Source organism: Mycobacterium asiaticum (assembly GCF_001673365.1).
GTDB classification, from domain to species: domain Bacteria; phylum Actinomycetota; class Actinomycetes; order Mycobacteriales; family Mycobacteriaceae; genus Mycobacterium; species Mycobacterium asiaticum_A.
Genome location: NZ_LZLS01000146.1, coordinates 1 through 9,867 on the forward strand (window position 1 = coordinate 1; position 9,867 = coordinate 9,867).

9 protein-coding genes are annotated in these 9,867 nt (G+C 67.6%); all 9 read left to right on the forward strand.

Annotated features, from left to right (window positions below):
* Positions 1-688: AurF N-oxygenase family protein (locus tag A5634_RS15540; RefSeq protein WP_065144936.1), on the forward strand; the 688-nt coding region annotated here is incomplete at its 5' end.
* Entirely contained in the window at positions 685-1,338 is a 654-nt protein-coding gene (locus A5634_RS15545) for a DUF4873 domain-containing protein (RefSeq protein ID WP_065144943.1), read from the forward strand. The genes A5634_RS15540 and A5634_RS15545, both read left to right, overlap by 4 nt.
* 267 nt (positions 1,339-1,605) lie before the next feature.
* Positions 1,606-2,253 (forward strand): hypothetical protein, encoded by a 648-nt coding sequence (locus A5634_RS15550; protein ID WP_065144937.1) that lies wholly within the window; start codon positions 1,606-1,608, stop codon positions 2,251-2,253.
* Between the two features lie 76 nt (positions 2,254-2,329).
* Positions 2,330-4,144, forward strand: coding sequence for a peroxidase family protein (locus tag A5634_RS15555; protein ID WP_065144938.1), 1,815 nt, complete (start codon positions 2,330-2,332; stop codon positions 4,142-4,144).
* 6 nt (positions 4,145-4,150) lie between these two features.
* Positions 4,151-5,470, forward strand: a complete 1,320-nt coding sequence (locus tag A5634_RS15560; RefSeq protein ID WP_065144939.1) for a cytochrome P450 — start codon at positions 4,151-4,153, stop codon at positions 5,468-5,470.
* A 53-nt stretch (positions 5,471-5,523) separates the two neighbouring features.
* The gene (locus A5634_RS15565) at positions 5,524-7,458 is read left to right on the forward strand and encodes an acyl-CoA dehydrogenase family protein (protein WP_065144940.1); all 1,935 of its coding nucleotides are present in this window, start codon (positions 5,524-5,526) and stop codon (positions 7,456-7,458) included.
* Positions 7,455-8,552, forward strand: coding sequence for a hypothetical protein (locus A5634_RS15570; protein ID WP_065144941.1), 1,098 nt, complete (start codon positions 7,455-7,457; stop codon positions 8,550-8,552). The genes A5634_RS15565 and A5634_RS15570 overlap by 4 nt, the downstream gene beginning before the upstream one ends.
* Entirely contained in the window at positions 8,552-9,385 is an 834-nt protein-coding gene (locus tag A5634_RS15575; RefSeq protein WP_065144942.1) for an SDR family oxidoreductase, read from the forward strand. Before A5634_RS15570 ends, A5634_RS15575 begins: the two co-directional genes overlap by 1 nt.
* Positions 9,386-9,387: 2 nt before the next feature.
* On the forward strand, positions 9,388-9,867 hold a 480-nt coding region (locus tag A5634_RS15580), incomplete at its 3' end, for a glutaminase (RefSeq protein ID WP_172831710.1).

Sequence of the window (9,867 nt, forward strand, 5' to 3'; positions counted from 1 at the left end):
GAAGATCATCCTCGGGAAGGTGCGCCCACTTTCAGGCCGCCTCGCCGAGGCTCATCCACAGGTATTGATCATTGCTCTCATGCACGCCAACCCCACCGCGCGCTCGACCCAGTACATGCTCACCGAGTTGGGCGACGAGACCAGGCACATGGTCATGTTCGGCAAGACCATCGACCGCGTCGGGGGAATCCCGGTGCGGCCCAAGCTGTTTCAGCGGGTGATCATCAACTCGCTGCCCTTCGTGTTCCGGGGCCCGGTTTTGTGGGTCGCCGCGCTGGTGGGGGAAGAGATCTTCGATGCGCTGCAGCGTCAGATCCTCGACGACGCCGACGTGCAGCCCATCGTCCGGCGGCTGATGCGGATACACGTCACCGAGGAGGCGCGGCACATCCAGTTCGCCCGGGACGGCCTGCGCAAGGAGGTGCCGGCCCTGCCCTGGCACCGCAAGGTCGTGCTGGCGAATCTGCAGGGTGCCGGGGGCCCGTTCTACCGGATGCTGTTCACGCTCCCGGTGTACTACGACCGGGCCGGGCTCGACGGCAAGGCGATGCGGCGGGTAGCCAGGGCCAACCCGCACTTCCGGCAGAAGTGCCGCGAGTCGTTCATGCCCCTGGCGGCCTTCTTCGAGGAGGTCGGCCTGATGGGCCGGCTGAGCCGGTGGATGTGGCGCCGGGCCGGCTTCCTGTGAACGTCGTCGTCATCGGTGCGGGGGCGCCGCCCGAACTCGGCTTGGGCGCCTGCACCGTGCTCGCCAACGCGGCCGGCACCCGATTCGACAACGACACCGAGACCTGGACGGTCACCGCGGGCGACGGGCGGAGCGTGACGGCCCCGGTCGTGGTGGACGTTCGCCCGTCGGACAGTCCGGTAATCGCCGGCCACGGCTTCCCGAATTATTTCCGCGTTCCCGGGCCCGACACCCGGCGGCAGGCCCGCTACGTCGCACGCTGCCTGCGGATGATCGAACTGTCGGGTGCCGCACGCGTCGAGGCGCGCGGGCGGATCGTCGTGCGCCGCTGGCGTCCGCAACCCGTGGCCGCGCGGTTCTACCTGACCGGCTCCCAGCCGGACCCCGAGCTCTACGACGGCCCGGCCATCGTGCGCATCGGGGGCGATGAGATCGCCCGCCGGGTTCGCCTCACCGGGCATCTCGACGCCATCGACGGCCGATATCACTGGCAGGGAACGGTTTTCGGCGAACTGCCGGATACCGCGCGGATGCGCTCGACCACGGTCACCGTGACCATCGAGGAGCGTACCGCCGACGCCCGGATCGTCGAGCGGACGCCGTGGGGAACGCACATGATCGCCGGTGTCGGCGCGCCGCCGTTCGCATAGTCGGCGGCCGGTCATGCTCTGCGTGTTGTTTGCCGAAACTCCAATCCGGCGTCACTTGCACGGGCGTATTGGCTAGATACCGGATCATTCGGTGATCGTGCTTGGCGGGGCGCCGAATAGCAGGCGCTGACCAGCGATGCCGAAAAAGTCCGCACGGTTATGTTCTCCCGCAAAATCATTGCCCAAATCCGTGCGAGGCCAGGCATTTCCTCATACACTCGGCCAACGATCACGCAGCACTGTGCGTCTGACGCGAGGAGAACAAGCATGCCCAAGGAACCCGACACCGTGGCGACCGGCGTGGCCGGCAAGCTGGAGTGGCTGCGCGATTCGATCAAGGCCCATCCCGAAGGCGCGGCCGATTCGACCTGGGCTTGGATCGAAGAACTGTCCAAGCGGTCCGGGAGCGACGCGGCCGGCGCCGACAGCGACCTCAACGAGCTGTTCCGGCTGGGCACGGCTCCCACCGACCTGCACGGCCCCACCGAGGGCATGCTCGTCATGACCACGACCAACGCCAAGTTCGACGCCGTCGTCCGCACCATCACCGCACTGTGGATGCCCTGGCAGGGCAAGCGGTTCGACAACGCGGCCGCGACGGGCGACAACCGCCTGACCAAGAGCACCGGCTTGGTGGGCAAGCTGCTCTGGCCGCTGTACTCGATGAAGGACCACACCGACGGCAAGCTCGCCTTCGACTTCAAGACCTACGTCGAGGCCGGCAAGGAGGACCCCGACGTCGACGTCATGGTGATCGACTACGCCGACATCGAGAAGAACCCCAAGCTGATCATCCGCAGCGTCCGCGACGAGCTCGTCGAGCTGGTGCCCGGCGTCTACCTCGGCAAGATCCTGTTCAAGACCGACTCGGGCTACAGCAAGATCGGCTATTTCGCGCTGCGCACGCCGCGCTAGCCGCCACCGACCGCGCTAGCCAACACCGACACAGTCCAACCACCACCGACCGGAAACAGACAAGGGGATTAGAGGCATGAGCGACAAGCAGTGGTACGAGCACCCGTCATTGATTCTGCAGATCAAGTCGCTGTCGGGCCTGCGCGACGACCTGCGCGAGCTGAACCTGTACGAGGGCGAGGGCATCCGGCCCACCACCGACCTCGGTGAGCCGTCCGAGGAGGCCAAGCGCGCGCGCACGCCGGACGGCACGTTCAACGACCTGTCCGATCCCTGGATGGGCGCGCAGGGCACCGGCTTCGGCCGCAACGCTCCGCCGAACATGACGATCACCCACACCAAGAAGCTCCTCGATCCCGATCCCCGCCTGATCAGCCGCAAGCTGATGGCCCGCGACTCCTTCAAGCCGGCTGGCATCATCAACACCATCGCCGCGGCGTGGATCCAGTTCGAGAACCACAACTGGTTCTTCCACGGCAACGGCGACGCCGACAAGGTCATCGACATCCCGCTGGGCCCCGATGACGAGTTCCCGCACAACCCGATGCAGATCCGCCGGACCATCCCGATGAACGGCAAGGAGATCGTCGACGGGCAGCCCGCCCCGGTCTTCGCCAACGTCGAGACCCACTGGTGGGACGGGTCGCAGATCTACGGCAGCGGCGCGGAGAAGCAGTCCAAGGTCCGCACCTTCAAGGACGGCAAGGTCAAGGTCCACGACGACGGGCGCCTGCCGGAGAGCCTCACCACCGCCGGGATCGACCTGACCGGCTTCGAGGAGAACTACTGGAGCGGCGTCGGCATCCTGCACACCCTCTTCGCCCGCGAACACAACGCGGTGTGCGACGCGCTGAAGCGGGCCTACCCGAGCATGGACGACCAGCGGCTGTTCGAAACCGCCGTGCTCACCGTGTCGGCGCTGATCGCCAAGATCCACACCGTCGAGTGGACCACCTGCATCCTGCGCCACCCGGCGCTGCAGATCGGCATGAACGCCAACTGGTACGGCGCGCTCGGCGAGACCTTCAGGGACAGGATCGGCCGGGTCGGCGACAGCGAAGCCCTCTCGGGCATCATCGGCTCCACGGCCGACCACCACTCCGCGCCGTTCTCCCTCACCGAGGAGTTCGTAACGGTCTACCGGCTGCATCCGCTGATCCCGGACGACTGGAACTTCTTCTCGGTGGAGTCCGGCGAGCACCTGACCAACAAAACGTTCACCGAGATCCAGGGCAAGTACACCCGCGACTTCATGCACAGCATGCCGGTGGGCGACCTGTGGTACTCGATGGGCATGGCCAGCGCCGGCGCGGTCTGCCTGCACAACTACCCGAACGCGCTGCGCAAGCTGGAGCGCATCGACGGTCAGATCACCGACCTTGCGACGCTGGACATCGTCCGCGACCGCGAGCGCGGGGTGCCGCGCTACAACGACTTCCGCGAGATGCTGCGGATGCCCCGCCGGAAGAGCATCGACGAGATTACGCCCAACAAGCAGTGGGCCAAGGAGATCAACGAGATCTACGGCGGCGACGTCGACCTGGTGGACACCCAGATCGGTATGCAGGCCGAGCAGCCGCCGAAGGGCTTCGGCTTCTCCGACACCGCGTTCCGGATCTTCATCGTCATGGCCTCCCGCCGGCTCAAGTCCGACCGGTTCTTCACCCAGGACTTCCGGCCCGAGGTCTACACCCAGGTGGGCTTCGACTGGGTCAACAACACCGGGATGAAGGACGTCATCCTGCGCCACTACCCGGAACTGGAAGAGGTCATCGGCGGCGTCGACCGGGTCTTCGCTCCGTGGCCCAAGCTGGGTGCGCCCGCCCCGGACAAGCCGAACCGCGTCGTTCAGCTCGCCGACACCGTCCGCGCCTACCTGCCCTGGGGATAAAGCGCAGTGGCACAGGAGTTCCCACGCGCGTCGGTGCTGGAAGGCATCCGCTTCACGGCCCGTATCGGTGTGCCCAATGTGATCCAGGGGCTGTTCAACAAGCGTGAACTGCCCACCAAGATCGCGGCCGGCGTCGGCGTCGACCACCTGGGCTACCGGCTGGTCGAAGGGTTGGTGAAGAAGTACGGGCCTGGCCCCTTCTACGTTCGGGTAGCCAAGGACGAGGCCCTGCTGGTTCACCACCCCGACGACCTGAAGTTCGTGCTGGGCGGCTCCCCGGATCCCTTCGCCTCCGACCCGGAGGCGAAGAAGAAGGGGATGTCCGCCTTCCAGCCCGACGCGCTGACGATCTCCCGGGGAGATCTCTGGGAACAACGCCGCAAGTTCGCCGAGGCGGTGCTGCAGACCGGAAGTCCGCTGCACCAACTCGCGGCGAGGTTCGCCGAAATCGCCGCCGACACGGCCCGGGAACTGACCGGCAAGCCGGTCGATTACCAGGTCATCGACGAGGCATTCCAGAAGATGACCCGCCGGGTGATCTTCGGTGACCATGCAGCCGACGACACCCGGTTGACCGAGGTGCTCGGCGAACTGATGTCGCTGGGCAACAAGATGCCAGGCGAGCCGGGACCGGAGTATCCCGAACTCATAGAGCTCATCGAAGGCCATCTGACGAAGGCGGAGGCCGGAAGTCTGGCCGCGATGATCGCCGAGACGCCCGCTCCTCCCGGAGGGGCGGCGAGCCAGGTGATCCACTGGTTGATGGCGATGGGCGACACCCTGGCGGCCAACACCCTGCGGGCGCTGGCCGCGCTGGCAACCCATCCCGAGCAGCAGGCGGAGGTACGCAACGAGATCGCCGCGGCCGACATCAGCACGCCCGAGGGTGTGGCGTCGCTCAAGTACCTGGCGGGCTGTCTCCTGGAGGCCATGCGGCTGTGGCCGACGACCGGGCTGTTCGCGCGGGTGACGACCCGGGAGGTCGAGTTCCCGAACGGCATGGTGCTGCCCGAGGGCCAGCAGGTGCTGATCTACAACGTCTTCAACCACCGCAACCGGGCGGCGATCCCGTACGCAGACCGGTTCTCGCCGGGAGAGTGGGTCAGTGGGACGGCCGCCGACGACTGGTCGTTCAACTTCATGAGCCACGGCCCGCAGGGGTGCCCGGGCTACGGCATGTCGGTGTTCCTCGGCCAGGCGGTGATGGCGAACCTCATCAAGAGCGGGAAGCTGTCGGTGGACGGGGTCGGCATGGACCCGGGCAAACCGTTGCCCTACAGCGTGGACCTGTTCGGCTTCCGCGTGCAGGTCGACCCGACGACGTAGGTGTTGGGCCGAAACGCCGTGCCCGACGTCCGGATTGAGCTATTAACAAGCCTATGACCACCACCAGTGAGCACTTGCAGCGGACGCTCGACGGTCGCTGGCGCGACACGAAGGCCATGATTCGCGAGAAACTCTCCCTGGAGATCTTCCGGCCGCACTTCACTCCGACCAAGGAGGTCGCGCGAACCCGGGTCAACGAGCAGTTGAAGATCATCGCGGCGGCCGGCCAGGCCGAGGACGGTTTCCAGAAGGAGCGCGGCGGCACCGGTGACGCCGGCGCGGCGGTGACCAAGATCGAGATGCTGGCGATGTCCGATCTCTCGCTGATGGTCAAGGCCGGCGTCCTGTGGGGGCTCTTCGGCGGCGCCGTGGAGAACCTCGGCACCGAGCGCCACCACGAACGCTACGTCCGGCCGCTGATCACCCTCGACCTGCTGGGTTGTTTCGCGATGACCGAGACCGGACACGGCAGCGACGTGCAGCGGCTGGAGACCACCGCCACCTACGACCCGGACACCGAGGAGTTCGTCGTCAACTCCCCGACTCCGTCGTCGCGCAAGGACTACCTCGGCGGCGCCGCCGAGAGCGCCACGGTCGCCGCGGTGTTCGCCCAGCTGATCACCAACGGAAAGAACCACGGCGTGCACTGCCTCGTGGTGCCGATCCGCGACGCCGACGGCAACGACCTGCCCGGCGTCCGGACCTGGGACTGCGACTACAAGGGCGGCCTGCCCGGCGTCGACAACGGCCGGATCATGTTCGACAACGTCCGCGTTCCGCGGGAGAACCTGTTGAACCGGTTCGCCGACGTCGCTGCCGACGGCACCTACAGTTCGCCGATCGAGAACCCGAACCGCCGGTTTTTCACCATGCTGGGGACGCTGGTGCGCGGTCGCGTCACGGTGGGCGGCAGCGCGGCCCAGGCCGCCCGGGTGGCGTTGGACATCGCCGTGCGATATGCGTTGCAGCGCAGGCAGTTCAACGCCCCCGGCGAGGATCGCGAAGTCCCGATCATGGACTACCTCATGCACCAGCGCCGGCTGCTCCCCTACATCGCCGAGTCCTACGCGCTGCAGTTCGCCCAGAACGAACTGGTGTCGGCCATGCACGATCAGGAGACCGCGGCGGTACGGGACGTCGAGGCGCAGCGGGATCTGGAAGCCCAGGCGGCCGGCCTCAAGGTGGTCAGCACCTGGCACGCCAGCGCGGCGATTCAGGAGGCCCGGGAGGCCTGCGGCGGCGCGGGTTATCTGGCGGAGAACCGTCTGGTCGAGTTGCGCGCCGACACCGACGTCTTCACCACGTTCGAGGGCGACAACCACGTCCTGCTCCAACTGGTGGCCAAACACCTGCTCACCGAGTACAACGACGACATCAAGAGCATGAGCCCGTTCGAGTGGGTCCGGTTCGCCGCGAACTACGCCGGCGAGCGGGTGTCCCGCCGAACCGCGGCCGAGCAGATCATGCAGCGCATCATCGACAACCGCGAGGACAACAGCGAGGAAGGCAGCCTCTACAACCGCGGCACCCAGGCCAAGATGTTCGAGGACCGTGAGCAGTACCTGCTGTCCTCGCTGGCGCGCCGCCTGCAGCGCAGAGCCAAGACCATGTCGGCGTTCGACGCCTTCAACTCCGTGCAGGACCATGTGATGCACACCGCCCGTGCGCACATCGACCGCACCGTGCTGGAGGCGTTCATCGCCGGCATCGACCGCTGCGAGGACACCGAGGCCCGCAAGATCCTGGAATTGGTGTGCGACCTCTACGCACTCACGGTCATCGAGAAGGACAAGGCCTTCTTCCTGGAGCACCGGCTGCTGTCGACCGAGCGGGCCCGGGCGGTGAACAACGGGATCAACGAGCGGTGCCGCGTTCTGCGCCCGCACGCCCAGACGCTCGTCGACGCCTTCGGCATTCCCGAGCAGTTGCGCGACGCGGAGATGCTGCATCCAGAGCGACTCCCCGAGCCCGGATCCCCGGCCCGGTGAACATCGCCGACGAGGTCATCGACTGGCTCCGCACCGATCAACTACAGGTCGGGGAGGACTGGTCGTACCTGCTGCCGAGCGGATTCTCCTGGTGGGCCGACGAGTACTGCCAGACGGTCGAATTCGTCGGCGAGGAGACAGGGCCCAGCGGCGAGTCGGGCTACCTGGTGTGCGTGCGCACCGAACTCCTGCGCGACCTGGACCTGACCGAGGACACGCTCACCGAGATCAACGCGCTGCCGATGCGGTGCGCGTCGATGTCGGGCCCGGTTTATGACGCCGAAGCCCGCCGGCTCGACCTGTGGTCGCTGATCCGGGTGACCGACGACAACGGCGCGTGGATGCGGTATCTGCTGGGGGCCGCGGCGGTGGCCCAACTCGCCGAGGCGCGCATGCTGGCGCCCATCCTGGCGGCGGCCACCGCGGCGCAGCCGGCCGGCAGCGAACACCCGGAGAGCGGCCTGCGTGTCGAGCCGGACGAAATGGCTTTCGCCGCAGCGGTTTTCGTCAACTCCGGCGATGAGCCGTGCGCGTGGCCGGAGACCGAGTTCCGCGACACGGTCAGCGCGCACATGGGCAAGCCGCCGGCCCGCGACGCGGCCGCCGAGGGCCTGGGGTTCACCGTGGAGTTCCCATTCGGGGACAAGAACTCCACGTGCCGGGTCGCCGGTGACCAGCCGCACCCGTTGTACGGCAACGGCCTGTTGGTCCTGCAGAGCTTCCCGGTGCCGACCGGCTCGGCCGCCGACGGCATCCGGCTGGCGCTGTCTCTGAACGCCGCCGACCTCACCCGCGAGTCGGCCGGCTACGGCCTGGGCAGTTACAGCTACGGCGACGGCGCGATCCACTTCAGCGGGTTCGTGCCGAACGCGCTCTACCAGCCGGGCCTGCTGCCGAACCTGTACTTCTCCTGCGCCGCGCGGGCGCAGCGGATGGCCGCCCGGTTCGTCGACGACGGTTGGGACGCCGACGCGTACTCCCTGGACGCCGCCGTGCTGGCGCACCGCCGCGAGCAGCGCCGGGCGGCGATGCCGGTCGCCGAGCCGCCGATGCGAGGTTGTCCGATGATGCGCGCCCGGGCGGGAGGCCAGTAGTGCCCAAACCGATTGCACTGTCCGGGGCGTCCGTCGCCATCACCGGTGCGGCCCGGGGCATCGGCCATGCGACCGCACGCGCCTTCCTCGCCGAGGGTGCGCAGGTGTTCATCGGAGACCTCGACGCCGACCTCGCCAAGGCTGCTGCCGACGAACTCGGTTGTGCCGGTATGGGATTGGACGTGCGCTCGCGGGAGTCGTTCGCCGCGTTCCTGGGCGCGATCGAACCGCCGCTGCAGGTTCTGGTGAACAACGCGGGCATCATGCCGGCCGGCCCGTTCGTCGACGAGCCCGACGCCGTGACCGACGCGATCATCGACGTCAACCTCAACGGTGTGCTGCGCGGCACCAAGCTGGCGCTGCCCGGCATGCTCGCGCGCGGGTCCGGGCACATCGTCAACGTCGCCTCGTATCTCGGCGAGGTGCCGGCCGCCGGGCTGGCCACCTACTGTGCGAGCAAGCACGCCGTCGTCGGGTTCAGCGAGTCGCTGCGCGACGAACTGGCGGGCACCGGCGTCACCGTCACCACGGTGCTGCCCTCGGCGGTGCGCACCGACCTCGTCTCCGGTGTGCAACTCGGCGGCATGCTGCCGACCGTCGACCCCGAGGACATCGCCGAGGCGATCGTCGCGACCTGTCGCAACCGGACGGCGATCGTCGCGGTGCCGGGCTGGATGCGCAGCTACGAGGCCGCGTCCGCGCTGCTGCCCGACAAGGTGCTCGGAGCGATCCGCGGCCGGCTGACCCGGCAGCGCGTGCTGCAGAAGCTCGACACCGGTGCCAGGGCGGACTACGACGCCCGCATCCGCCGTGGGGCCGAATCCGGCTTCTGAGTATGGCTGAACTCGTTCAGCGCTACCTCGACGACCTGGTCGCCGAATTCGCCGGCGTCGGCGACGGCGCCCTGGCTGACTACATTCCCGAACTGACCGACGTGGACCCGACCGGGTTCGGCCTGACGCTGTCGTCCACGGACGGCTTCCTGTACGAATCCGGTGACGCCCGAACCGAATTCACCATCCAGTCCGTCTCCAAACCGTTCACCTACGCGCTCGCCCTCGATTCGGCGGGGCCCGACGTGGTCGATGCCAAGATCGGGGTGGAGCCCTCCGGCGACGCGTTCAACGAGATCAGCGTCGACGAGCACACCAAGACGCCCAAGAACGCGATGATCAACGCCGGCGCGATCGCGGCGGTGTCCCTGGTGCCCGGCGGCTGCGCCGATGAGCGGTTCGAGGGAGGAATTGTCAAGACCTGTGGATCGGGGTGTTTCAGGCGACCTCCGTTCCGGCTTGCTGGGCGTCGCCGTCTGATG

Coding starts and splice junctions, on each gene's coding strand:
- A5634_RS15550 (WP_065144937.1), top strand. CDS start 1,606: ATGCCCAAGGAACCCGACACCGTGGCGACCGGCGTGGCCGGCAAGCTG.
- A5634_RS15555 (WP_065144938.1), top strand. CDS start 2,330: ATGAGCGACAAGCAGTGGTACGAGCACCCGTCATTGATTCTGCAGATC.
- A5634_RS15565 (WP_065144940.1), top strand. CDS start 5,524: ATGACCACCACCAGTGAGCACTTGCAGCGGACGCTCGACGGTCGCTGG.